This window comes from Streptomyces sp. HUAS MS02, assembly GCF_055702265.1.
On sequence record NZ_CM146747.1, the window covers coordinates 1,257,865 to 1,282,080 of the forward strand.

The 24,216-nt window shown below is 69.4% G+C and carries 22 protein-coding genes and 1 pseudogene; 13 read left to right on the forward strand and 10 right to left on the reverse strand.

All coding sequences use genetic code 11. The features are described from left to right. Window positions 1-324: 324 nt before the first annotated feature. From ACZ9QC_RS05390 to ACZ9QC_RS05405, 4 genes are all read right to left on the reverse strand, one after another. Window positions 325-1,389, reverse strand: coding sequence for a zinc-binding dehydrogenase (locus ACZ9QC_RS05390; RefSeq protein ID WP_472919074.1), 1,065 nt, complete (start codon window positions 1,387-1,389; stop codon window positions 325-327). Window positions 1,390-1,499: 110 nt separating this feature from the next. Further along, a complete protein-coding gene (locus ACZ9QC_RS05395) occupies window positions 1,500-1,982 on the reverse strand; it encodes an SRPBCC family protein (protein ID WP_249829859.1) in 483 nt (160 codons plus the stop codon). Between the two features lie 42 nt (window positions 1,983-2,024). After that, complete coding sequence (locus ACZ9QC_RS05400; protein WP_472919075.1) at window positions 2,025-3,434, reverse strand: flavin monoamine oxidase family protein; 1,410 nt, start codon at window positions 3,432-3,434, stop codon at window positions 2,025-2,027. Between the two features lie 79 nt (window positions 3,435-3,513). Further along, on the reverse strand, window positions 3,514-6,735 hold the full coding sequence (locus tag ACZ9QC_RS05405; protein WP_472919076.1) for a bifunctional cytochrome P450/NADPH--P450 reductase: 3,222 nt from the start codon (window positions 6,733-6,735) through the stop codon (window positions 3,514-3,516). A gap of 1,197 nt (window positions 6,736-7,932) precedes the next feature. Between ACZ9QC_RS05405 and ACZ9QC_RS05410 the strand changes: the two are divergent. After that, a pseudogene (locus ACZ9QC_RS05410) lies at window positions 7,933-8,262 on the forward strand (LuxR family transcriptional regulator); the annotation flags it as partial. Window positions 8,263-8,371: 109 nt separating this feature from the next. On the opposite strand, the gene ACZ9QC_RS05415 reads toward ACZ9QC_RS05410, so the two are convergent. From ACZ9QC_RS05415 to ACZ9QC_RS05430, 4 genes are all read right to left on the reverse strand, one after another. Next, a complete protein-coding gene (locus tag ACZ9QC_RS05415) occupies window positions 8,372-8,581 on the reverse strand; it encodes a recombinase family protein (protein WP_359703391.1) in 210 nt (69 codons plus the stop codon). Window positions 8,582-8,593: 12 nt separating this feature from the next. Then, window positions 8,594-8,737 (reverse strand): hypothetical protein, encoded by a 144-nt coding sequence (locus ACZ9QC_RS05420; RefSeq protein WP_472919077.1) that lies wholly within the window; start codon window positions 8,735-8,737, stop codon window positions 8,594-8,596. Window positions 8,738-8,751: 14 nt separating this feature from the next. Then, the gene (locus ACZ9QC_RS05425) at window positions 8,752-8,904 is read right to left on the reverse strand and encodes a hypothetical protein (RefSeq protein ID WP_359703387.1); all 153 of its coding nucleotides are present in this window, start codon (window positions 8,902-8,904) and stop codon (window positions 8,752-8,754) included. 443 nt (window positions 8,905-9,347) lie between these two features. Beyond that, a complete protein-coding gene (locus tag ACZ9QC_RS05430; RefSeq protein WP_472919078.1) occupies window positions 9,348-10,001 on the reverse strand; it encodes a TetR/AcrR family transcriptional regulator in 654 nt (217 codons plus the stop codon). A gap of 62 nt (window positions 10,002-10,063) precedes the next feature. Between ACZ9QC_RS05430 and ACZ9QC_RS05435 the strand changes: the two genes are divergently transcribed. After that, the gene (locus tag ACZ9QC_RS05435; RefSeq protein ID WP_472919079.1) at window positions 10,064-10,972 is read left to right on the forward strand and encodes a LuxR C-terminal-related transcriptional regulator; all 909 of its coding nucleotides are present in this window, start codon (window positions 10,064-10,066) and stop codon (window positions 10,970-10,972) included. Between the two features lie 298 nt (window positions 10,973-11,270). On the opposite strand, the gene ACZ9QC_RS05440 is transcribed toward ACZ9QC_RS05435, so the two are convergent. Beyond that, a complete protein-coding gene (locus ACZ9QC_RS05440) occupies window positions 11,271-11,924 on the reverse strand; it encodes a TetR/AcrR family transcriptional regulator (protein WP_472919078.1) in 654 nt (217 codons plus the stop codon). Between the two features lie 62 nt (window positions 11,925-11,986). On the opposite strand from ACZ9QC_RS05440, the gene ACZ9QC_RS05445 reads away from it, so the two are divergent. From ACZ9QC_RS05445 to ACZ9QC_RS05495, 11 genes are all read left to right on the forward strand, one after another. After that, window positions 11,987-12,667: a class II aldolase/adducin family protein gene (locus tag ACZ9QC_RS05445; RefSeq protein WP_472919080.1), complete on the forward strand. Its 681-nt coding sequence runs from the start codon at window positions 11,987-11,989 to the stop codon at window positions 12,665-12,667. Continuing rightward, complete coding sequence (locus ACZ9QC_RS05450) at window positions 12,664-13,605, forward strand: carbohydrate kinase family protein (protein WP_472919081.1); 942 nt, start codon at window positions 12,664-12,666, stop codon at window positions 13,603-13,605. The genes ACZ9QC_RS05445 and ACZ9QC_RS05450 overlap by 4 nt, the downstream gene beginning before the upstream one ends. A 1-nt stretch (window position 13,606) precedes the next feature. Continuing rightward, entirely contained in the window at window positions 13,607-15,010 is a 1,404-nt protein-coding gene (locus tag ACZ9QC_RS05455) for an aldehyde dehydrogenase family protein (protein ID WP_472919082.1), read from the forward strand. Between the two features lie 820 nt (window positions 15,011-15,830). Beyond that, the gene (locus ACZ9QC_RS05460) at window positions 15,831-16,565 is read left to right on the forward strand and encodes a response regulator transcription factor (protein ID WP_063799256.1); all 735 of its coding nucleotides are present in this window, start codon (window positions 15,831-15,833) and stop codon (window positions 16,563-16,565) included. A 251-nt stretch (window positions 16,566-16,816) separates the two neighbouring features. Next, window positions 16,817-17,830 (forward strand): ABC transporter ATP-binding protein, encoded by a 1,014-nt coding sequence (locus ACZ9QC_RS05465; protein ID WP_472919083.1) that lies wholly within the window; start codon window positions 16,817-16,819, stop codon window positions 17,828-17,830. A 432-nt stretch (window positions 17,831-18,262) separates the two neighbouring features. After that, a complete protein-coding gene (locus tag ACZ9QC_RS05470; RefSeq protein WP_472919084.1) occupies window positions 18,263-19,159 on the forward strand; it encodes a hypothetical protein in 897 nt (298 codons plus the stop codon). Between the two features lie 71 nt (window positions 19,160-19,230). Next, a complete protein-coding gene (locus ACZ9QC_RS05475) occupies window positions 19,231-20,175 on the forward strand; it encodes an alpha/beta fold hydrolase (RefSeq protein ID WP_472919085.1) in 945 nt (314 codons plus the stop codon). Next, entirely contained in the window at window positions 20,172-20,804 is a 633-nt protein-coding gene (locus ACZ9QC_RS05480) for a hypothetical protein (RefSeq protein ID WP_472919086.1), read from the forward strand. Before ACZ9QC_RS05475 ends, ACZ9QC_RS05480 begins: the two co-directional genes overlap by 4 nt. After that, the gene (locus ACZ9QC_RS05485; RefSeq protein ID WP_472919087.1) at window positions 20,801-21,229 is read left to right on the forward strand and encodes a thiol-disulfide oxidoreductase DCC family protein; all 429 of its coding nucleotides are present in this window, start codon (window positions 20,801-20,803) and stop codon (window positions 21,227-21,229) included. Before ACZ9QC_RS05480 ends, ACZ9QC_RS05485 begins: the two co-directional genes overlap by 4 nt. A gap of 166 nt (window positions 21,230-21,395) precedes the next feature. Beyond that, window positions 21,396-22,001 carry a hypothetical protein gene (locus ACZ9QC_RS05490; protein ID WP_472919088.1) on the forward strand — a complete coding sequence of 202 codons (606 nt, stop codon included), beginning with the start codon at window positions 21,396-21,398 and terminating at the stop codon, window positions 21,999-22,001. Between the two features lie 314 nt (window positions 22,002-22,315). Continuing rightward, window positions 22,316-23,143 carry a hypothetical protein gene (locus tag ACZ9QC_RS05495; protein ID WP_472919089.1) on the forward strand — a complete coding sequence of 276 codons (828 nt, stop codon included), beginning with the start codon at window positions 22,316-22,318 and terminating at the stop codon, window positions 23,141-23,143. Between the two features lie 120 nt (window positions 23,144-23,263). Here the strand turns inward: ACZ9QC_RS05495 and ACZ9QC_RS05500 are convergent, their stop codons facing one another. Further along, window positions 23,264-24,142: an LLM class flavin-dependent oxidoreductase gene (locus ACZ9QC_RS05500; protein WP_472919090.1), complete on the reverse strand. Its 879-nt coding sequence runs from the start codon at window positions 24,140-24,142 to the stop codon at window positions 23,264-23,266. Between the last annotated feature and the right edge of the window lie 74 nt (window positions 24,143-24,216).

The following is a 24,216-nucleotide window of genomic DNA, read 5'->3' on the forward strand; positions in this document are numbered from 1 at the left end:
GCCGAAGCAGGTATGGTGAAGGCGTGGTGAGGGGTAGATGCTGGAGGTGAAACCGGCCGGCGTATTCCGCGGAGTTGGACAGCGCACAGTAGATCTGCTCGACCCCGAACACCCTATTTGACTCGTCGATTGACGCTACGAGCGAATTGACGACCGGTCGAGCTCGCAAAGCCGACGTCGCCTTCGAGTCATACAGCCGACGTCCAACTGAGTGCAGGTCATGCTGGATCAGCGCCGCAGGGCCGTCATAGCCTGCGCCGCCTGCCAGAGTTGCATCCATCAGACGCAGATGGCCAGATCATTCATTGGTAGGCGCGCGGTGGTTCACGGGGTGAGGACGAGGCGGATCGGGTTGCCGGCCTTCTTCTCCAGCCGGGTGACGGCGTCGGCCGCCTCCGCCAGGGGAATGTGATCGGTGATGGAAGGCGCCAGGTCGAGCCTGCCGGTGGCGGCCAGGCGGATGAGCTGGGTCACGTGTTCTGGTCCGGAGCCGTAGTGACCTCGGATCTGGTTGCCGCGGTAGCTGAACCCTGTGCTGTCGGTGACGGTGAGCGGTTCCGGGGTGAGGCCAGCCAGGACGAGGACACCGCCGGCGCCCAGGACCGCGGCAGCCTGCTCGCGGACCGCGGGGAAACCCGCGAAGTCGAAGGCGACGTCGAGACCGTGGCCGCCGGTGGCCAGGTTCACGGCTTCGGTGAATCCCGGGTCGGCGGGGTCGAGTGCGATGTCGGCACCGAAGGCGAGGGCCCGTTCACGGGCCTCGGGCAGCGGGTCGACGGCGATGACGGGCGCGGCGCCGGCCAGGCGGGCAATCCGGATGCCGTGGGCGCCCAGGCCGTCGGCGCCCCAGACGCCGACGGACTGCGCCGGCCGGACCATCCCGGACTCGGTGATCGCGGCATAGGGGGTGGAGACCGCGTCGGGGATGATGGCGGCCTGGTCGAAGGGCAGGTGTGCGGGAAGGGGGGCGAGGGTGTCCTCGCGGGCGACGGCGTACTCGGCCCAGCCGCCGTCGTAGTCGACACCACGGGTGAGCGGCCGTGGACAGGGGGAGCGGCGCATGCAGTCGGTGCATGCTCCGCACGCCTGGCCAGCCTGCAGGGCGACGCGCATGCCGGGGGCCCAGTCCCCCAACAGGCCGCGGCCCAGGGTGTGGATGACGCCCGCGACCTCGTGGCCGAGGGTGACCGCGCCCGAACCGGTGACCGCCTCGACGGGAAAGGCAGGGGTGAGGCCGCCGTCGATCAGGTGGACGTCGGACAGGCACACTCCGGCGGCCCTGACCTCGATCAGCACCTCTCCGGGACCGGGGACGGGAACGGGGACCTCTTCGACCGCGAAGGTGCGGGTGTCCAGGTGGAGACGTCCGGCCAGCATGGTGGTGGACATGATCGGAACCTCGGTTCTCTGGGTGAGGGCGGATCTCTGCGAAGGGCGCGGGCCGGGTTCGCCGAGGACCCGGCCCGCAAGCGGCGGGCGGCCGCTGACCTTCGTCACCGTCAGCCGGTGTTCGTGTCCTCGGATCGCAGCAGGGTGTTGAGGTTGGCCATGGAGGTGCGCATGCCGGCGCGCATCGAGGACTCCTGTATGGAGTCGAGGAGCTGGCCCAGGGGGCCGAGGCCGATGGTGTACTCGACCTGGTAGAGCATCTCCGTCGCCTCCCGGCCGTCGGCATTCTTGACCGGGCGGAACTCGAAGATGTTGGTGACGTCCTGGAGCGGGGCGAATCCGACGCCGGTGTCGACGCGGCGCTTCAGGGGCACGATCTCCACGACGGTCCAGACCGAGTCGGTCTTGAGCGGGCCGAGGGTGCGGTTGCGCTCGGAGTAGGTCTTGCCGACGGTGGCGACGCCGTGGTGGTCGGTGACCTCGATGGCTCCGGCGACCCACTCGGCGTACCGGTCGGTGCGGGAGATGACCTCCCAGACCCGCTCGACGGGGGCGTCGATGACGGCGGTCTCGGCGACGACGAAACGGTTCATGACAGGGTTCCCTTGCTTGTCGGTGCTCGGTGCTTCGTGCGTTCAGCTCTGGTGGAGGAGGACTTCGGTGGCGGTGTGGCGGCCGGAGCGGACGGCGCCGTCCATGTAGCCGTTCCAGTAGGGGGAGAACTCGGCGCCCGCCCAGTGCACGCGGTGGTGGGGGCGGTCCCTCCACTGGCCGAAGTCGGTGAGCACGCCGGGGGCGGCGACGGAGGTGGGGCCGCCCTGGGTCCACTGCTCGGCGGTCCAGTCCTGCTCGACGTATTCGACGGTGTCGAAGGCACGGTCCCCGACGACCTGGGCGAAGCAGCGCAGGACGGCGCCACGGCGCTCGGCGGCCGGGCGGTGGGCCCACTTGCGCCATTCCCTGCCGCCCAGGAAGCCCATCAGCACGCCCGGTCCGCCGTCGGGCGGGGTGTTGTCGAACATCTCGCGGATGGGCGAGCCGCCGCGCAGCAGGCCCATGCCGGACAGTCCGTCCTCGCGCCAGAACGGCTTGTCGTAGACGGCGACACACTTCATGAGGGTGCCGAACGGCAGCCGCTGGAAGAGCTGGTCCTGCTGGGCCGGCAGCAGCGGGTCCCACACGATCCGCGAGGCCACCAGCGGCGGTACGGCGACGATCACCCGGTCGGCCCGCCAGTCGCCGGCGTCGGAGACCACGGTGACACCGGTGGAGTCCTGGCTGACGCGCCGCACTGGCGCGGACAGGTGGACCCGGCCGTCGAGTTCCTCGGCGAGGCGCTGGGCGACCAGCTGTGACCCGCCGACGAACCGGCTGTCCTGGGCGCCTCCGGTGGTGCCGGTGCCGCGCTCCATGGTGCCGGGGTGCGTCTCGTTGCCGAACGTCGAGACGTACCAGAGGCTGAACAGGGCGGAGGCGTCACGGGCCTCGCCGCCGTAGGCCGAGTTCAGGAACAGGCTGATCATGTCGACGGCGTCGCCGGTGATCTCGGCCTTGCGCAGCCATGTCTCGTAGGTCATGGCGTCCAGCTCACGGGCGTTCGGGGCCTTCCACGGGGCGGCCGGGTCCACCTTGGCCGCGGCCTGGCCGACCCGGGCCAGGGCAATCCCCATGTCCGGCAGCGCGAGCAGGTCCGGCGGGGTGTGCCCCGTGAACCGCTTGGCCTTGCCGTCGTTGACGTAGACGGCCTCGCCAGGAATGGCGGCCTGGTAGGTGTCCACGCCGACCTCCTTGGCCAGCGCCAGGATGTGGTCCTGGGTCGGGCCCACGTACTGCCCGCCGATCTCGGTCACCTGACCGTCGCCGAGATCGTGGTTGAGCAGCCGACCGCCCACCCGGTCACGGGCCTCCAGCACGGCCACCGACTTGCCCGCCGCGACGAGCTCCCGCGCCGCGGCCAGACCGGCCAGCCCCGCACCGACCACCACCACATCCACCCTGCGGGCGTGCTGCGCCGTGGCGATGTCCTTGTTCTGCCTATCAGTCATGATCTTTCCTTCGGTCAGCGATGTGAGGTATCGGTTGAGCGGCCGTGACCGGCCACGAGCGGCGGCGCCCGGCTGTGGGTCAGCCGGCCCAGACGTCCTCGACGTACGTGCCGGATTCCGTCATGGCGGTCAGCCAGGCGGCGGCCTCGTCGGCGCCGGCTCCGGTGTGCTCGCGGTAGACGGCCTGGAGGGCCGCGCGTACGCCGGGGGCCATGCGGCGCCCGTCGCCGCAGACGTACACCCGTCCTCCGGCCTGCAGGACCGACCAGACCTCGGCGCTCTCCTGAGCGATGCGGTCCTGGACGAAGCGGGCGCCGTCCTCGGGGGTGTAGCTGAAGACGGGGCGCAGGCTGACGGCTCCGGCGTCCTCGGCTGCCTGGAGTTCGTCGCGGTGGAGGAAGTCGGCGTCGGGGTGGTCGCAGCCGAAGTAGCACAGCAGTGTCCCGGTCGCCTTGCTGTGCAGCCGGTCGAGGACGGCGCCGCGGAAGGGTGCCACTCCGGTGCCCGCGCTGATGAGGATCACGGGGGTGGCCGGGTCCTGCGGCAGGCGGAAGGCTTCGCTGCAGGGGAGCACCCGCGCCTGGAGGGTGTCGCCCGCGCTGACGGTCTGCAGGTAGTGGGAGGCGATGCCGTGGAAGGTGCCCTCGCCGCTGCGGTGAGGGGCTTTGAGGAGCGACACCATCAGGTCCACTGCGCCGGGCGCGGCCGCGGCGGACGAGGAGATCGAGTAGTGCCGTGGCCGCAGCACGGGCAGCAGTTCCAGGAAGTGCTCGAACGGCAGCTCGCAGGCCCGGTAGCGCTCCAGCAGGGCCAGGAGGCTGCATCCGGCGTCGGTGACCTGCTCGCGGAAGACGTCGGGCTTCGCGTCGGCGAGTTCCGCGAGGGGGCGGTGCTCGGGCGGGCAGGCAGTGTGCTCGGCGAGTACGGCGACCTGCTCCTGGGTTGCGGTGTCCTGAAGCTCCACGAAGTCCGTGAGTAGTTGACGCAAAGTCAGCGGGCGGTCGACGGGCAGGGCGTTGCGGCTGCGGCGGCGTGCTTTCAGCCGTACGGTGCGGTCCAGGTCGAGGCCGAAGCGGTCGGCGACCCGCTGCACGAGGGCGGCCGGGTTGCGTGGGAGCACCGCGAGGTGGTCGCCGGTGCGGTAGGTGACGCCGTCGGGCAGCCGCAGCCGGATGAAGCGCTTGGAGCGGCCGAGCGGGTGGTCCATGTCGGCCAGTTCGTAGGCGTCCAGCACCTCCATGGGCTGTACGCCGTGCCGTGCCGCGAGCGGGCCGGTGACCGACTCCGTGGCGTCCTGCAGCTCGTACAGCCCCTGGTCGGTGTCGGCTTCGCCGCTTTGTCCGGTGGGTTCGGCGCCGGCTTGCACCGGGCTCCCGTACTTCTCCAGCAGGGTGTTCCACAGGTCGCCGGTCCACCGGTCGACGGTGCCGCCGAAGTCCCCCGCGGCGTCGGCGGCGCCACGCTCCTGCAGGGGCGTCGCACCGGCGGCGGCGAGCCGCTCGTCGATGAGCGTCGGGATGCGCTGGTAGGTGGCGGCCCAGTTGCGGTCGCCGACGCCGAGAACCGCGTACTCGACGCCGTCGAGCGAGCCGGGCTCCAACTCCTCCAGCCATGACACGAACCGGGCGGCGTCGTCGGTGGGCCTGCCGTTGTAGGAGGCGGCGACGATCACCAACGGGCCGCCGGTACCGGTGAGCTGCCCCACGGCGTCGTCGAGGGAGGCGACGGCGGTGGCGAAGCCGTGCTCGTCGCCGTCCACGGCGAGATCGGCGGCGATGCCGGAGCAGGTCCCGAGATTCGAGCCGTGCAGCACGGTCAGCGTCGTACCGGTCGCACGCCGGGCGGCGGGCCGCGCCTGTTCGGCGGGTGCGCTGACGGCGACGCCGGCGGGCAGGCGGCGCTCGCCGCCGACGCGCCGGGCCAGGTTCAAGGTGAAGGCGTCGGGCTTGAGGGTGAGGGACTGCTTGATCTTGAGCTGGTAGTCGGTGTGGTCGATCAGGCGGAACCGGTGCACCAGCAGGGCGAGCACCAGCGTCGCCTCGTGCAGCGCGAACTGGCGGCCGATGCAGGCCCTTTCGCTGTTGCCGAACGGCTTGAACAGGTGGACCGGGCGTGCGGCCTCCCGCTCGGCCGAGAACCGCTCCGGGTCGAACAGCTCGACGTTGTCCCCCCAGGCGGGATCCCGGTGCAGCTGCGGGATCAGCACCATGAGCGACTCGCCCTGGCGCACGGCGTACTTGCCCGCAACGACCGTGTCGGCCAGGGGCTCGACCGCGTACGACGGCGCCGTGGGCCACAGGCGCAGGCTCTCGCTGAGGATCTGGCGGACGTAGGTGAGCTTGCGGATGTCCGCGTACTGGGGGTCGGGGTCGGCCGCATCGCCCCACAGCGCGTCCACTTCCGCCTGGGCGCGGGCCAGTACCTCGGGGTGCTTGGTCAGGTAGTACAGCGCGAACGACAGCAGGCCACTGGTGGTCTCGTGACCGGCGACGAGGAAGGTGATCGCCTGGTAGCGGATGTTGACGTCGTCCAGCGGCTCACCGCTCACCTCGTCGCGGGTGTGCAGCATCCGCCCCAGCAGGTCGTCGGTGCTCTGGTCGCCGTCCGCCCTCCGCCGTCGGATCACATCGTCGACCAGGTCCTTCATCAGGGTGACGTCCTTGCGGAACTGCTCCGCCTTCTTCCACTGGAACAACTCGGCCCCGGGGATGGACTCGCCCTTGGCCTGGGCGAAGTCCAGTGCCCTCGCGAGCGCCGTGATGAAGGGATGCGGCTCGTCGCGGCGGAAGGACTCGAAGTCGTAGCCGAAGCCGCACAGTCCGATCGTGTCGAAGGTCAGCCGGGTCATGTCGGCGGCCACGTCCACTGCAAGCTCCCCCGCCGCCCGGTCCCACTTGGCGATCAGCTCCCGGGCGACCTTGAGCATCGTCGCGTGGTAGCCCCTCATCGCGCCCCCGGAGAACGCCGGCATCAGGACGTCGTGCGCCTTGCGCCAGTTGGGCTCGTCGCCGTAGGCCGTGAACAGCCCGTCCCCGCCGATCTCGCGGAGGATCACGAGGACGGGGTGGACGTTCTTGCGGAACCGGGTCTCGTCCGCCAGCTCGGAGACGAGATCCAGGCCGGAGACAAAGTTGATCTCGGTTCCGAAGATCCGGAGCTTGAACAGCGGCCCCAGCTCCTTGGCCTCCTGCATGACGTAGGCGAGGCCCTCGGCCCCGTCGGGGACGTCGAGCGCATGGCCGACGAGGGGAAGGGCCGGGCGCTCGGGGATCCGCTCGGTTCCAGAAGACGTGTTGGACATGAACATGACTTTCGATCGCGGCCGTGAAGCGAGGAGCGTCAACCTATCGCAGACTTTGTCGACTGACAATGTCGTGTGACTTAGTTGAAAGACATGGAAGCGTGTGACGCCTCGGCGCAGTGCCTTCCGCCCCGGCTGGAAGCCTCAGGTCGGCGAGGAAAAGCGACGCGAGGAGCGCGTCGGCCTGGCCCGCGGAGTTCCTACTCCGCGGTACTCGGTCGGGTCGCTGCGGAAGACGGTGATGATCCCCGCTGGGACGTCCCAGGGCGGCCTCGGAGATGAACCGGTGAGGCCTGCGTTCCCTGGAGTCATCAGCGAGACCGGGGCCTTACTGGGAAGGAGAGGCAATCCGCGTCGTGCATCACCACGTATCCGCAGGTGGTGCGCGCGTGCCGGCGCGCGAGGGGACGGGCGTGCTCAGGCGCTCTCCATTAGCGAAACCGGAACGCACGGCAGTCCGGTGGCGGGTGCGTCGAGGCCCGCCGCATACCCGCGGTGAGTCCCACCGTGACGTGGGGAGAGCCGGAGACCGCTGACCAGACGTCCGCCGGCGCCTCCCGTCCACCGCTGATCCGCTCGAACACCGGGGTGGCCGACGCACACACCGAATCGCGGTCTGTTCGGTGGCCGGGCCGGGGGACATGGTCGGGAGAAACTAGGGCGGCGGTTCCGCTGCGCTCTGCCCCTGGTCCTGCCGAGTGTCCCGCCGCGCCATGCCCGTGGTGACCGGCGGGGGCAGAGGTCCTCCGGTGGGGCGTCCACGGCGCGCGACGGCCATGGGCGCGCAACCGGTGGGACGGCGTGCGCTTCATACGGAGAAGCATCTACGCCTGGCCTGTTCCTGACTATGGGTAATTTTACAGGGGCCCACGGGACCCTCGGGATGCAGGAATTCTCCGGAGTCCCGGCTCCGACCCATGAGTTGGATGCATACCCGAGCAGGACGCTCACGATGCGCTCGTACACCGTGTGAGCCAATGCCGACTGCTCTCGGACGGCCCACCGGCCCGCGCTCCTGGTCGCCACTGCGGCTCCCTGCCGCGACCGGAACCGCGGGCAATAAGCTGTCGGCTCACGGACGTCGGCGTCCTGGCCACGGGGCGGTCTCCATGGCCTTCCAGGGCAGGCGACTGCCTGCACGCGGTGTCACTCGTGGCACAGTCGGCGGTGAGGCCACGGCTGTCGACCTCCGCTCAGGTGACCGTTGCGGCCTCAGGGACGGGGAACCTGCCCGCGCCGCTGACCACTTTCATCGGCCGACGGCGCGATATTGCCGAGATCCGTCGCCTCCTCCGCGCCGCGAGGCTCCTGACGCTCACCGGGCCGGGCGGTATCGGTAAGACCAGGCTGGCGTTGGAGGCGGCCACCGCAGTCGGCCATGCTTTTCCGGACGGGGTGTGGCTGGTGGACCTGGCACCCGTACTGGACCCGAAGGCCGTGGTCGGCGCGACGGCGGAAGCTCTGGGCGTGGGGGACGTCGGCTCCAGCCCCGTGGTCGAGAAACTCGCGGCTCATCTTTCCCGGCGCCATGCCCTGATCTTGCTGGACAACTGCGAACACGTCGTGGACGCCAGTGCGGAGCTGGCTCAGGCGCTTCTGCCAGCAGCTGCGCATCCTCGCGACGAGCCGCCGGACGCTACGCATCGTCGGCGAGCAATGCGCCACCGAGCGCCGACAGCTCCAGAAGCTGATACCAGTCCCGTCCCGAGCGTGCCAGAGGCGACATCTCCGTGCCCAGCACCAAGCCGACATGCCCCAGGGAAATTTCCGCGACCAGCCGCTGAAAGCCCTCCCGGTGCTCCGAGCGTGCGCCGGACTTGCCCAGGTCATCGTCGATGACCAGCACCCGCGACGCCTCCTAGCCCAGCGTCACGGCCCGGTCGACCAGCGCATACTGCCGCCGCGTCGACTCCTGATGCCCCTCGACCTGCTGCCGCGTCGACTGCCGCACATAGACGACGGCCAGCCGCTCACGATGCCTGGATGTGATCTTGCTTCCCATGCGTTCCCACGGCATCACCGCGGCCACGGCTCACCGCCCGTGTCCGCGAGCGGCTGATCCTGCACACCCTCCGCGGTGAGCTCCTGGGTGTGGCGGAACATCACCGCCAGCCAGTAGACCGCTACCTCCCGACGCGCCGGGGGAAGGCTCTCCCGCACCGCCTCCATCCGCGGACTCTGGGGCCGTCGTCGACGCCGTCGTCCCGCTGCCGCCTCACTCCGGCAGCCCGGACGGATGCCTCCCGTGGCCGCTGCACCGCAGCGACCAGCCGCAGCAAGCCCGCCCGGTCCACCAACCGTCCCTGATTTACGTGCTGTTGACTACCCGTGGGCGCAGTCTGCTCGGCGCATCTCGATCACCCATCGCTTCAGCAGGGGCTGCCGTGTTTCCTCGCACTGGCCCGGCCGACGCCGTCGCCCGGGTGGAGAAGAAGACCGGAGGCCCCGCCCGCCTCGTCCTCACCCGTGAACACCGACGGCGGCCGGAGGGGGCGGTCTCCCCGCAGACCGCCGCTGAACGACAGCCCCGCACCGCCATGTCGGCCGGCTGCCGCCGGTCGCGGTGGCCCCGACGACCCGGCGTGACGCCCCGCCGGTCGCCGGACTCGCGGCTACCGGGTCCAGTCACCGAGATAGGCGCGCAGCATGTTCTTGAGCTGGCCGAGCAGTTCGGCGTCTCCGGTGGCGTCCGTGCGGAAGGCGTCCTGGGTCACCGCGTCGGCGGCGAGGAAGGCGGTGTAGCAGGCCGTCGCCGCCTCCCTGTCGTCGGGCAACAGGCGCTGTGCGACCAGGATGCGGTGCAGCCCCGCCGCCATGACGCGCTTGTGCCTGCTGTCGGCCTGCCTGGTCCATTCGGTGAGGTGGCGTCCGAACCACAGGGCCCGAAAGCCCGGTTCGGAACGGTAGATGTCCGCGAAGGCGTCGACGAGCACGGTCACCGGATCGCTCCATGTCTCCGTGTGCGCGCGTTCGACGAACGACTCCATGGCCGCTTCCAGCCGGGTCAGGTACAGATCGGCCAGGGCCTCGACGATGGCCTCCCGGTCGGGCAGGTACTGGTACAGCGCACCCACGGAAACCCCCGACTCGGCGGCGACGCGGGTCGTGGTCAGCACGTCCGCGCCTTCCGCGACGAGCAGCCGTTCGGCGGCCTCCAGCACCCGGGCCACCTTCTCCCTCGCCCGGGCCTGGCGGGGCATCCGCCGCAGCCGCAGCGCCGCGACCTGCACCATGTCGCTCCCGTCGGGTTCGTCCGTCGCGGGCATCCGTCGCACCCTTCCGTAAAATCAAATGTGACTTTGTTTCATGTTCAGGGTACCTTCGCGGCATGGCTGACGCGAACGAGTTGCTGCCAGAACCGCGGCGCGCCGTGGCGGAGGCGTGCCACCGCCTCGCCGACGAGGGACTGCTGATCGGCACGGCGGGCAATGTGAGCATGCGCGACGGCGACCGGATCGCGGTCACCGCCACCGGCGCCGTCCTCGGACAGTGCACGCCCCACCAGGTGACGGTGGTGGACCCCGACGGCGGGACACTCGCCGGGAACCTCGAACCGACCTCCGAACAGGCGGTGGCCGTGGCGGAGGCACACGGGGAGCGACTGTGCCGCGCCTACGCGCTGTGGGCACTGGGATTAGACGCCTGGATACGAGGCGACAACGCCGCCGCCGAACAGTCGACGCGTGCCGGACTGGAGATTCAACGGGGGTTCAACGACCCCATAGGAAGCGCGATGCTGGTGGGCCTCCTTGCCTGGATCGCCGGCTCATACGGCGACCACCGGATGGCGGCCCGCCTGGAGGGCGCGGCACGTTCTCTGTGGCGCGTCCTCGGCACGTCCATCGGCGCGTTCGGCCCTCATATTTCCCGGTTCCAGGCCCGCTTCGAGCAGGAAACCGTGGCGGCCCTCGGCCCGACGGCGTTCGAGAAGGCCATCGCGGAAGGCGGTCAGTACGATAGTCCGGCCTGTGCCGTCGAGTTGGCCCTGGTCGCGTCGGCCAGCACCCAGTGGAGTGCCTCAGTTGGCTCGTGTTCCCTGACGCGCCGGGAACTGGAGGTGGCCGCGCTCGTGGCGGAGGGCATGAGCAACCGGCAGATCGCCTCATCGCTCGACCTGTCACCGCGCACGGTGGACCGCCATATCGAGCACATCCTGGCCAAGCTCGGATTCCGCTCCCGCGCCCGGGTGGCTGCCTGGTGGGTGGCGAATCACCACCCACCAGGCACGCTTCCGTAGCGGAGCGCGGCCGGATCGCACCCCCAGTGGTGAGTCCGTTCGATCACCCATCGCTTCAGCAGGGGCTGCCGTGTTTCCTCGCACTGGCCCGGCCGACGCCGTCGCCCGGGTGGAGAAGAAGACCGGAGGCCCCGCCCGCCTCGTCCTCACCCGTGAACACCGACGGCGGCCGGAGGGGGCGGTCTCCCCGCAGACCGCCGCTGAACGACAGCCCCGCACCGCCATGTCGGCCGGCTGCCGCCGGTCGCGGTGGCCCCGACGACCCGGCGTGACGCCCCGCCGGTCGCCGGACTCGCGGCTACCGGGTCCAGTCACCGAGATAGGCGCGCAGCATGTTCTTGAGCTGGCCGAGCAGTTCGGCGTCTCCGGTGGCGTCCGTGCGGAAGGCGTCCTGGGTCACCGCGTCGGCGGCGAGGAAGGCGGTGTAGCAGGCCGTCGCCGCCTCCCTGTCGTCGGGCAACAGGCGCTGTGCGACCAGGATGCGGTGCAGCCCCGCCGCCATGACGCGCTTGTGCCTGCTGTCGGCCTGCCTGGTCCATTCGGTGAGGTGGCGTCCGAACCACAGGGCCCGAAAGCCCGGTTCGGAACGGTAGATGTCCGCGAAGGCGTCGACGAGCACGGTCACCGGATCGCTCCATGTCTCCGTGTGCGCGCGTTCGACGAACGACTCCATGGCCGCTTCCAGCCGGGTCAGGTACAGATCGGCCAGGGCCTCGACGATGGCCTCCCGGTCGGGCAGGTACTGGTACAGCGCACCCACGGAAACCCCCGACTCGGCGGCGACGCGGGTCGTGGTCAGCACGTCCGCGCCTTCCGCGACGAGCAGCCGTTCGGCGGCCTCCAGCACCCGGGCCACCTTCTCCCTCGCCCGGGCCTGGCGGGGCATCCGCCGCAGCCGCAGCGCCGCGACCTGCACCATGTCGCTCCCGTCGGGTTCGTCCGTCGCGGGCATCCGTCGCACCCTTCCGTAAAATCAAATGTGACTTTGTTTCATGTTCAGGGTACCTTCGCGGCATGGCTGACGCGAACGAGTTGCTTCCGGAACCGCGGCGCGCCGTGGCGGAGGCGTGCCACCGCCTCGCGGGCGAGGGACTGCTGATCGGCACGGCGGGCAATGTGAGCGTGCGCGACGGCGACCGGATCGCGGTCACCGCCACCGGCGCCGTCCTCGGACAGTGCACGCCCGAGCAGGTGACGGTGGTGGGCCCCGACGGCGGGACACTCGCCGGGAACCTGGAACCGACCTCCGAACTGGAGCTGCACCTCGGGATCTACCAGCGGTACGGCGCCGGCGCGGTGGTGCACACCCACTCGCCCCAGGCCACCGCGCTGTCCCTGGTGCTCGACGAACTTCCGTGCGTCCACTACCAGCAGCTGCTGCTCGGCGGGTCCGTGCGCGTGGCGCCGTTCGCCGTCTTCGGCACCCCGGAGCTGGCCCGGCACGTCCTCACGGCACTCGACGGCAGGTCGGCGGCGCTGATGGCCCACCACGGCGCCGTGGCATTCGGGCCGACGCTCGCCAAGGCTGTGGAGAACGCGCTGCTGCTGGAGTGGCTGTGCGGCGTGTACCTGCGCGCCGCCCACATCGGCCGGCCGCGGGTCCTCGACCACGACCAGCAGACCGCCGTCGTTACCTCCGCCTTGCGACGCGGCTACGGCACCACCCGCCCCAGAGGAGAGGACGGCACCCGATGAGCCAGACAGTCATAGCCCTCGGCGCTCACGTGTTCGACGTGCAGGTCCGGCCCGTCGAGGCCATCCCGGACGGGCAGGGCGCGACCCTGGTGGACCAGATCCGGTTCAGCCCGGCGGGCACGGCCGCCGGTACCGCGCTGACCCTCGCCAAGCTGGGAGCGGCGGTGCGCACCGCCGGCGCGGTGGGCACGGACCCGATCGGTGACCTGCTGCTGAGCATGCTGGCCGACTACGGCGTGGACACCTCTCTCGTCCTGCGCCGCGACGACTCCCAGACCTCGGCCTCGGTGCTGCCCATCCGCCCCGACGGCAGCCGCCCCGCTTTCCACGTCCTGGGCGCGAACATCAGCTACGGGCCGGACGACGCCCCGCACACAGAGATCGCCGAAGCCACCCATCTGCACATGGGCGCACCCGAGTTGATGGGCGGTGAGGCCGCGGCGAAGATACTCGCTCCCGCACGGGCCGCGGGTGTGGTCACCTCCGCCGACCTGCTCGTCGCCGGCGACAGCGGCTTGTTCGACTGGTTCGCGCCCGCACTCCCGTATCTGGACCACCTGTTGCCCAACGAGGAGCAGGTGCTCGGACTCACCGGTGCCGCGACGCTGGAGGACGGTGCGCGCAGGTTCCTCGCGGAAGGGGTCGGGTGCGTCGCCGTCACCCGGGGCGCACGCGGTGCGCTGGTGGTCACGGAGGACGAGGTGATCGAGATTCCGGCCTTCGCGGTCGACGTGGTGGACACCACCGGCTGCGGCGACGCCTTCTCGGCCGGCTTCCTGCGCGGACTCGGCCTGGGCCGCGGACTGCGGGAGTGCGGCGTGCTCGGTTGCACCGCCGCCGCGCTGGTGGCACAGGGCCTCGGCAGCGACCACGGCGACTTCGACCTCGCCACCGCCGACGCCTTCGCCACCACGGCCGCGATCCTGGAGAGCTGCTGACATGGACACCATCGACACCACCCGGGCGCCCGGTACCGAAGCCGCGGCCACCGTTGCCCGACTGCGTACCGTCTTCGCATCCGGCCGCACCAGGCCCGGGGCCTGGCGCCGCGCCCAACTGCGGGCCCTGCGCACCCTGTTGACGAACCACGCCCAGGAGCTGGGCGAGGCTCTGAGAGCCGATCTCGGGAAGAGTCCGACGGAGGCGTTCACCACCGAGATCGGGTTCACCGTCAACGAGATCGACCACACGCTCGCCCACCTGAAAGCATGGCTGCGCCCGCGTCGGACCGGTGTACCGCTCGCGCTCGCGCCCGCCCGCGCCCGGCTGGTCCGGGAACCCCTGGGCACCGTCCTGATCATCAGCCCGTGGAACTACCCGGTGCAGTTGGCGCTGGCCCCCCTGGTCGGCGCGCTGGCCGCGGGCAACTGCGCCGTCGTCAAACCCAGCGAACTCGCCCCCGCCACCTCCGCTGCCCTCGCCCGGCTCCTGCCGCTCCACCTCGACCCGCAGGCGGTGGCCGTTGTCGAGGGCGGCGTCCCCGAGACCACGGCCCTGCTGGAACAGCGCTTCGACCACATCTTCTACACCGGCAACGGCGCCGTCGGCCGGATCGTGATGGCCGCCGCCGCACGCCACCTCACCCCGCTGACCCTGGAACTGGGCGGCAAGAGCCCCGCCGTGGTGGAACCCGGCACCGACCTGGCCACGGCCGCCCGCCGCATCGTCTGGGGCAAGTTCATGAACACCGGCCAGACCTGCGTGGCACCGGACTACGTCCTCGCCGTGGGCGAGACGGCCACCGCACTCGAACCGCACCTGGCCTCAGCGGTCCGCGAGATGTACGGCGACGACCCGGCCACCAGCCCCCACTACGGCCGCATCGTCAGCACCCGCCACTTCGACCGGCTCGTCGGCTTCCTCAAGGACGGACGCACCGTCGTCGGCGGAGACCACGACCGCGACAGCCGCTACATCGCCCCCACCGTCCTCGCCGACGTCGACCCCGGCGCGCCGGTGATGAACGAGGAGATCTTCGGCCCCGTCCTGCCCGTCGTCGCCGTCCCCGACCTGGACACGGCCATCTCCTTCATCACCGAACGGGACAAACCCCTGGCCCTCTACGCCTTCACCGCCTCCGCCGACAGCAAGCGACGCCTCACCGCGGAGACCTCCTCCGGCGCCCTGGCCTTCGGCGCCCCCAACGCCCATCTGACCGTCCCCGGCCTGCCCTTCGGGGGCGTCGGCGAAAGCGGCTTCGGCCGCTACCACGGCGAGCACTCCATCGACACCTTCAGCCACACCAAGGCCGTCCTCGACAAGCCACTCTTCGCCGACCCGCTCCGGCTCGCCTACCCGCCCTTCACCACCTGGAAGGACCGACTGCTGCGCCTCCTGCTGTGAACGACGCATGCTCCGCCGGTGGCTGCGGAGTGATTACGGGTGCTGTGTCATGGTCCTGAGGGCACGGCCAGGCCGTGACGAGGGCGAGCAAGCGGTAATCCACCGCGTGGGCGGCGAGGGGCGGGGCGGCTGACGCACGTGCTTCGCAGTGCCCTCCGCCACGAGCGCGGCCACCTCCGTTTCCCGGCGTCCAGGGGACACGGGGCAACTGCGGCACTCCGCCGGGCGTCGGCCGACGCCACCAGGGCCAATTCGACGGCACAGGCCGGACTGTCGTACTGACTTCCTTCCGCGACGGCCTTCTCGAACGCCGTCGGGCCGAGGGCCGCCATGTTTTCCTCCTCGAAGCGGGCCTGGAACCGGGACATGCCTGCGATCCAGGGGAGGTCATGACCAGCGCCTACCCGGTACGGACCGCCGGTGACCCACATCAGCGCTACCCGGCAGTAGTACGGCCGCGGCTGACGGTTGGCCAAACAATTCCTCAAACTTTGAACATGTCCGGCGTGGGAGCCGTATGCAAGAACACCGTGATTCCCTCCCCCGTGGTGGGCTCCCCCGTGCTGGGCTTCCGTCCAGGAGGCTGCGATCCAGCTCGATCCGGCCCCCGAGGAGACGACGGACAAGCCAAAACGGCTCTACACGCCGCGATAACTGGGGAAGCGATTCCCCCACCGGCTGAAACTGGTGGCCCCTTCGCCAGGAGACTGATGGCGTCAATGGAAGGACGCGCAGAGGTATGGACATGCAACATTCCTCATATATCGGCACTAACCGCCCTCCGGCCCCGTCGCCTTGCCACGACCGCCTGCCTCACCCTTTGGGCCGCGAACTGACCGTCGGCCTCGCGTGTGCCGAAGACGACTGGCCGTACTCGGAGTGGCCCGCCAAGAACGGTCTGGTCCGGACCCGGTTTGTGCTCCCGCCGTATGACCAGCTGCACTCCGGCCACCGGGACGGCCCGGACGCCGTGGTGTTGCGCTGCGACGATCCTGTGGACGCCTTGATGCCACTGCTCGACGCCATGCGGGGCAGGACCATCCCGGTGATCGTGAGCAGCCCGGTATGGCAAGCCGACCGGCTCGCTGAGGCACTCCGCCACGGAGTGAGTGGATACCTGGTCGACGGCGACCACTGCTCATGCATGCTCAACTCGGCGGTCCTGAACTGCGTGGCCGGCAACACCTATCTCTCCCCCATGGCCTGCACGGCTCTCAGAAAGGGAGCGTTCCCCGTGGCGGCCGTGGGGAGCGGGGACCCGGGACCCGCGGAGGCGCTGAGGGTCGGCCTCTCCCCCAGGGAACGGCAAATCATCGAGCTGCTGTCCTCTGGCTACGGAGCGCCCGAGATCGCCAAACGGCTGCATCTGGCAGAGAAGACCGTGCGCAACAACCTCAGCAACATCTACGCCAAGCTGGACGTCCGGAGCGGGACGGAGGCGGTTCTGCTGTGGCTGGGCGCCAGTCGAAACCCTGCGGGGGCCACGGTAGCCGAGAGACAGGACCCGCGGTTCGGGCAGGCAACGCTTCCTGCTGCGCACTCCAACACGGGCTGACAATTCCCGCTCACATAAAGTGGTCCCCCGGCAAAGCCCGGAGGGCCCCTGCTTCGCGTCGGGCATCGAACTTTCGACGCTGGCGGCGTTGCTGAACCTCACTGTCGATTCCCGGGATATTTGACCCTGGCGGTAATCGGCGCAGCAGAGGAAATTTGAAATCCGTAACGTCCTGCTGCGGCCTGGCACCCCCGGTCAGTAGTTGACGGCCAGGACATCGACTCTGAGCCCCTGGCCGAGAAAACCACGCTGTGGCCGACCGCATAGTCTCCGGAGGCGATCTTCTAATGGCCGGTCCATCCGATCCGGTTATCGAGACCAAGGCCCTGACAAAGGTGTACAAGAGTAAGACCGGTTCACACGTTGCGGTGGACGGGGTGAACCTGCGGGTCGACAAAGGAGAGTTCTTCGGACTGCTCGGCAGCAATGGAGCCGGCAAGTCCACGCTCATCGGCCTGCTGACCACGGTGATCAAACCCACCCGTGGCCGCATGCGGGTGGCCGGCGCCAGTGTCAAGCACCGCCCGGTGGCGGTCAAACGGGCCATCAGCGTGGTCCCACAGCGCAATTCCCTCGATCCGCAGCTCACGCTGGCGGAGAACCTCGAGTTCCACGGGCGAATGTTCGGGCTGGGAGCTCGCCAAGCGCGGCGGCGTGCCACACGCCTGCTCCAGGAGTGTGGCATCGAGGATGTCGCGTCGAGAACGATCAGGAAGGTGTCGGGCGGCCAGGGCCGACGTGCCCTGATCGCCCGGGCACTGATGCACCAACCACAGGTGCTCTTCCTCGACGAGCCGACAGCCGGCGTCGATATCAAAGCCAGGCGGCTGGTGTGGAATCTGCTGCGCGGAGTCCACGCGGCCGGGACCACCATCGTGCTCACCACCCACTATCTGGAAGAGGCGCAGGAACTGTGTGGTCGCATCGGCATACTGAACCGAGGGAAGATCACGGCCATCGGTTCGCCCGACAAGCTGCGCTTGGAGGCGGGGTTGCAGACGGTGGTGACCGTCCAGCTCAGCGGGGACGCCGGGGCTGTCGCCGCAGCGGCGGACCAGCTGCCCGAGGTGACCAAGGCCGAGCATCACGGTGACACCCTGCGGCTCTACACCCACAAGCCGGATGGCCTCATCAGAGAGGTCGTCTTCCTCGCCGAGTCCGCGGGACTTCACGTCACATCGGCCACCACCGCGGCGCCGAGCCTGGACCGGGTGTTCCTCACCCTGACCAGCAAGACCCAGCCGGGTCCGAGTGTGCCGGTATAGCGGCCGGGCCACACCGCCCCGCTGATCACCCAGGCCGAGCGTGATATTTTCCGGCACCGAGTGTGCCTGGGCGTCGACGCCTGCATGTAATGCCTCGTCGGCTATATCGGCCGGCTCCCCTACGAATTCGCGCTGGAGAACGGCCTGCCAGTCGCGTCGGAATCCTCGACGCCTGTTGCCATCACGGTCACGTTCTCCCTTGGTCCCCTACGCATTATCCATGACCGATGTTTCCCTCCGAGAGCTCTTTACAAGGACTCGGGATATTTGACCCTGGTCGGGACCGGCTCGGTAGCGCACACTCGATTTCAAGACGGTTGATCAGCAAGTCTGGTCCAGTCCATTTCACTCGTTCCCGAGTTTCGATCAAGACGTATCGAGCGAGGGGCCATCGAACTACTTTTGATGCTCCCTCACTATGGAGGTTGACGCATGAAAGCGTGGACCACGGTCCTCGAAAAGGCCAAGGAATTCGAGGGTACCCAGGTGGGGTCCGGGCCGGAGTCGACGATATCGGCGGTGGAGCGGCTGAATGCGGTATGCGCGCTCGTCGGGGCTTTGGAGCAGTTGAGCCGCATCTCCGACTACCGGGACGACGGTACGGTCTCATGGCAGGTGATGCGGGAGCGGTTCCCCGATCAGGACCACTGGAAAATGCGGGTCATGGACCGGATGTTCAGCTATCCGGGAGTGGCGGGTGTGACCATCGTGCGGGGCCTGGCCGCGGCACGGCTGCTGCTGGGCCGGCCGGGGCCGGCGGAGCGGAAGCTGCTCGACGGTGTGCTGGTGGCCGCAGCCAGTGTGGGCAACGCGCGTACGCACTACGGCGGTGACGGTTCCGATCACATCTCCTACGTGGGTCTGGTCACCACGTTCCTGGCCCGGCTGTTCCCGGACGACGCGCGTGCGCAGCGGGTGTGCCTGAAGTTCCTGTCGTTCCAGGCGTGTCTGTCGTACCCGGTCTCCGGTGCGGTGAAGGTGTCCTCGCCGACGTGGCGCAGCGGCCGGGCGATCACCGGGATCTTCCGTACGAGCACCTACGGCGACAAGTGGCTGTACGAGTTGACGAAGAAGCATCCGGCGATTCCGGTGTTGCTGGCGTGGATGGTGATCCTGGGGGAGTTGGCGTTCCCCCTGGTGCTGGTCGCGCCGAAGCCGGTCGCCCGTGCGGTGCTGACCACGTCGACGATGTTCCACCTGGCCAACGGCCGGTTCATGGGATTGAACCGGTTCGTGTGGGGATTCGCCTCCAGCTACCCGGCGGTGGCGCACATGTCCCGCGGGCTGGGCCCGGCCGCGCCGGTTCGTCTCGAGTCGGGGGTGCGGTGATGCGGGCCACGTGGAATGCGCTGTCGGGATGGTCCCGGCGGTGGGGTACCGCGGAAACGGTCGAGAATCTGGTGATCGGTGGCACCCTGACCGCGGTCACCGCCGCGATCGCCATCCGCGAGGTGCGGGGCCCCAACTCCCGGGTACCGGGACGGATGGCCGGGGGTGGCGGGGTCCATGTGATCACCCGTCCCGGTGGCGGCCCGACGGTGCTCTTCGAGAACGGCCTGGGCTACCCGGCCACGATGTGGTCGTGGGTCCAGCGGGGATTGCCGGCCCAGACCGCCTCGATCGCCTACGACCGGCCCGGTATCGGGTGGAGCCCTGCGCAACGCCGGTCGACCGCTCTGGCGTATCCCGAGAGCCTGCGTGCGACGGCGCGGTCGGTGGCCGCCTACGCGCCGTTCATCCTGGTGGGTCACTCGGTGGGCGGGCTCCTCACCCGGATCTTCGCCCGCCACTTCCCGGAGCTGATCGGCGGGATGGTGTTCGTCGATTCGGCCCACCCCGCGCAGTATGTGCGCTCGCCCGGGCAGGCCGCCGCGCTGGAGCAGCTCCGCAACGACCTCGACCAGATGATCATGCGCGGCCGGCTGGGCATGCCCCCGTCGTGGAACAGCACCATGCCGCTGTACCAGCTGCCCCCGGACGTGGCGCAGATCACGAGCAAGGTGACGTTCCAGCCCCGCAACCTGCGGGCCGCCCGACGCGAACTCGATGTCGCTGAGCGGGAGTGGAGCGCCCACGCCGACGAACTGACCGCACTGGGGAGGCCGGTCGCGGTGATCAGCGCGCAGCAGTCCCTCGCCAAGGACCCCGTCATGGACGAGCTCCACCAGGAACTGGCCGACCTGTCCCCGGTGAACCGGCGAGTGGTCGTGCCCGGCGCCGACCATCTGACCGTGCTGACCCACCAGCCGTTCGCGGCGCACGTCACCGACGCCATCACCTGGATCATCAACGAACTGTCTCCGGCCACGGCGAAGCCGGCGGCGCAGCAGGGAGGACAGAAGTGACCACCGACCCCCTCTCCCACCGAATTCCGCAGCTGCGGCCCCGGGTCACGCGCACCGCGTCGTGGACCGCGCTGTACTCCGCCTTCGCCGTGTGGGGAACGTTGACCGTGCTGCGCAACCTGGACGTGTCCCCCGCGCTGCTGCACAAGTTCACCCGGTACGGCCTGGCGGTACCCAACTACCGGTTCTTCGGCCCCAACCCGGGCACATACGACTTGAACCTACTGATCCGCCACCGGAACCGTGACGGCTCTCTCACCGAATGGCAGGAAGTGGTCGTCGGCGAGGAACGGAACCTGCTCCACGCCGTCTGGGCCCCGTTCCGCCGCCCCGAGAAAGTCATCAACGACGCGGTCCGCGACGTGTACCGGACCGGTAGCACCGTCCTGAGCAATGACTTCCTGCCGCAGACGACAGGCTACAAACTCCTGCTGAACGTGGCACGGAACCAGGTACCCCACGACAGCACCGCCACCGACGTCCAGTTCGCGGTATGTCAGCTCGCCGTCTACGAGCCACTACTGACCCCGCAGATCACCTATGTCTCCGCGTTCCACGACCTGGCCACCGCGGACATGACTGCTGAACACGTCCCGCAGCCGACAGCGGCCACGGCTGAGCCATCGTGACCGCACCCGGCCAGAACGATCGCTCCGGCCGTCATGCCGAGCTGCTCTACGACAACGACTGCGGATTCTGTACCCGCAGCGTGCAATGGCTGCGCGACCACAACGCCCTCGGCCACACCCGCACCGTCGCCTGGCAAAGCCTCGACCCACGTCGCCTCCCCGTTGCCCGACAACGACTCGAACGCGAGATCATCCTCGTCAGCGACGGCGACATCCACGGCGGCGCCACCGCCCTCGCGCACACGGTGAGCAGCGGCTCCCTCCCCTGGCGACTGACCGGCCGCGCGCTGCGCCTGCCCGTCATACGCACCCTCGCCGCATACGTCTACCGGAACGTGGCCGCCAACCGGCACCGCATGCCCGGCGCCACCGCCGCCTGCGAGATCCCCACCCGAGTCGCGCCTTCACCGAAGTCGGGAACCTGACGGCCCGACCGGCCCAGCCGCACGCCCGCGCCAGACAGATGAGCAGGCGGCCCATTGTCCGCCCCCGCAGTCCCCTGCCCGGCGACGTCGTGCGCGACACGTACGTCAAGCCTGGCCCCAGAGCCACCGGCGGAACGATCCGACGGAAACGAGAAGGGAAGCAAAGATGTTTCAACTGAAGAAAACCAGGGCGGCCGATTACGCCGACCTGTCCCCGGTCAACCGCACCGGGTTCATCTCAGCGGCCGACCCCATCAACTGCGTGGTCGAGGCGGGTGCCGTCGTCGCTGAAGGGGCGGTTGAGGCGGGGGAAGCGGCGGCGGAGGCCGAGGGGGAGGCGTTCGTCGAGGCCGAGGCCGAACAGTTCGCGCAGGCGGAGTTCGGGCAGGCCGCACAGGAAGTCGCCGAGGCGGAGGTCGCAAACGCACCCGCGGCCGCCGAGGGCGGCGTGAACGCGGCTGGCGCGCAGGTCGCCGAGGCGGAAGCCGCCAACGCACAGCAGCAGGCAGTAGCCGCGGCACAGGCCGATGGCCAGCAAGTAGTCGACGGAACCCCCGCAGGCCAGATAGTCAACGGCGCCCAGGCAGAGGCACAAGCCGCGGCAGAGGCCAATGGCGTGCAAGTAGTCGACGGAACCCCCGCAGGCCAACTGGCAGCAGCCCAGCAGGCGAACCAACTAGCCGCGGTCGGGGCGGGAGCGGGAGTCATCGGTGCCGTAGGTGGCACGGCAGCCGCCGGCAACGCTGTGGCGCAGAACGTCCAAAACGGCTAGTTGGCTCTGTGCAGGGCCGCCCCTCACGGTGATCTCGGCAAGCCTTGATCACCCCCGAGGGTACGGCTTCCACACCGCCGACGCGTCAACCCACTTGTCATGCTTGCCCTCGAGGCGACCGCCCCCGAGGGCAGGCATGACACCAACTCGTTCCAGTCTGACTGACACATCGCGAACATGGCGAATTCTTCGGCCTGCTGGGCAGCGACGGAGCCGGTAAGTCGACCTCGATCGGCACGCTGACCGCCGTGCACTGACCAGACGCAGTCCACCGGCCACCGCAAGCCGGTGGCCACGACCGAAGACGGAAAACCATGGCATTCACAGCGACCCGAGCCAAAGATGTCAAACTGACCATCTGGCGGCCATTCCTCGTACTCGTGCTCCGCGAGATCCGCCGGCTCCGCAAGGAAGCGGCAGGGTTCGTCATGAAGATCGCCATCATCACGCTGTCCACCGTCTTCGTCTTCGACTTCGTCCTGCCTCAACTCGGAGGCCAGAGCCTCGGCGTCACCCAGGGGTACGCCACGGTCCTGGCGCCGGGAATGGTCGCCGTCGCCACCTGCAACCAAGCGTTCACCGCCGCTCTCACCGCCGTCAGCCTCGACTTCGGGCCGCTGCGCCGCATCGACCAGGCACTCATGGCCCCGCTCCCCGTACCGCTCATCGCCCTGACCAGGATCGTTGACGGCACCCTGCGCGGAGTCCTCGCCGCATGCGTCGCCCTGCCGATCGTCGCTTTCGTGCACGCCCCCGGCGCACCACCAGCGCTCGACCTGACCCGATGGCCCTTTCTGCTGGGCACCGTGGTCGGAGCCGCCATCCTGTTCGCCGCGTTGGGGATCGTAGTCGGCACCGCCGTCAACCCCGGCAAGGTGTCCAACGTCCTGCCCTTCGGCCTGCCCGTCATGATCATGCTCGGATGTGTCTACTACCCCTGGGCGGCGCTCGGCCCCCTCCCCTGGCTGCAGTACGTCGTACTGGCCAACCCGGTCGTCTACATCACCGAGGCCACTCGCTTCGCCATCACTCCCCAACTGGGGCACCTTCCCGAATCCGCCCTCCTCTGGACGATCGGCGTCGGCCTGATCCTGACCACCGCCGTCGGACTGACCCGTTTCACCATTCAGGCCCGCCCGTGAACGGCGTTCGGGCATGCCCGGGAACGCCGTTCAGCAACGGCGGTATCCAAAGAGCCGGGCACGCCCGGCCCCTTCCTCCCCCGTCTTGGGTGCCTCACACGGCGCCGGTGATGAGGCTGATCAGCGTCCCAGCAGCCGCATCACCGGAACGAAGGCCGCCGCCATCCTCACCGGCACCGTGACAAGAGAGAATCCCCACCGCTCCCGGCGGGTCAGCAACTCCTGCGCGACCTGCTCAGCGGTGCCGACCAGATACGGCACAAGGCGCGGCACCGTCTGCGGAGAGCAGCCCCAGCGCCGGGCGAGCGCATCGGTCACCGCAGCCGGGTCCTGGGTCACGAAACACCCCCACAGCAGATGATTGAGGCGTGGCGGTACGTCCCGTCCGGCCGCCCCAGCACGCACCCAGGCCAGTTGTGCCTCGACGCTGTCGTCAAGCATCCCGGTGTATTCCGTCGGTCCGTCCGGTCCCATCGGCGGGAGCAGGCTCACGATGTCCGCCTCCTGCCCGGCCAGCTCCAGCATCCGGCGACGGGCTCCACCCAGGAGCAAAGGAGGGGGTGACGTGCCGTCCGCGGCGGCTGCCGCGGCCAGGACTTCCCGCACCTTCGGCAACGCCGCCCGCAGCCGGTCGAACCGCGACACACCGGCTTTCAGTTCCACGCCGGCCTGCGCGTAGTCGTCGCGCATCCAGCCTGCTCCCAGGCCCACCACAGCCCGGCCCCCAGCGAGGGTGTGCACCGTCGCCATCTCCGAGGCCAACAGGGCCGGACTGCGTAGATCGCTGTTCAGAACATAGGTGCCCAGCCGGATCCGACTGCTCACCCCGGCAGCCAGGGCCAATGCGGGCACCGCAGCCAACCGCAGCCGTAGATGATCGGTCACCAACAGGGCGTCGTAGCCGAATTCCTCGCTTTTGCGGATCACCGTCAACCATTCTGCGGCACCGTAGTCCGGCTCCGCCACGACGGCGAATTCGAACGGTAGAGAATCTGCCACGTCACCCTCCCCGCTCGCCATGGCCGGCATTTCCGGCCCCGGGCAGCATGCTACTTGCTGATCGCCTCCGACTG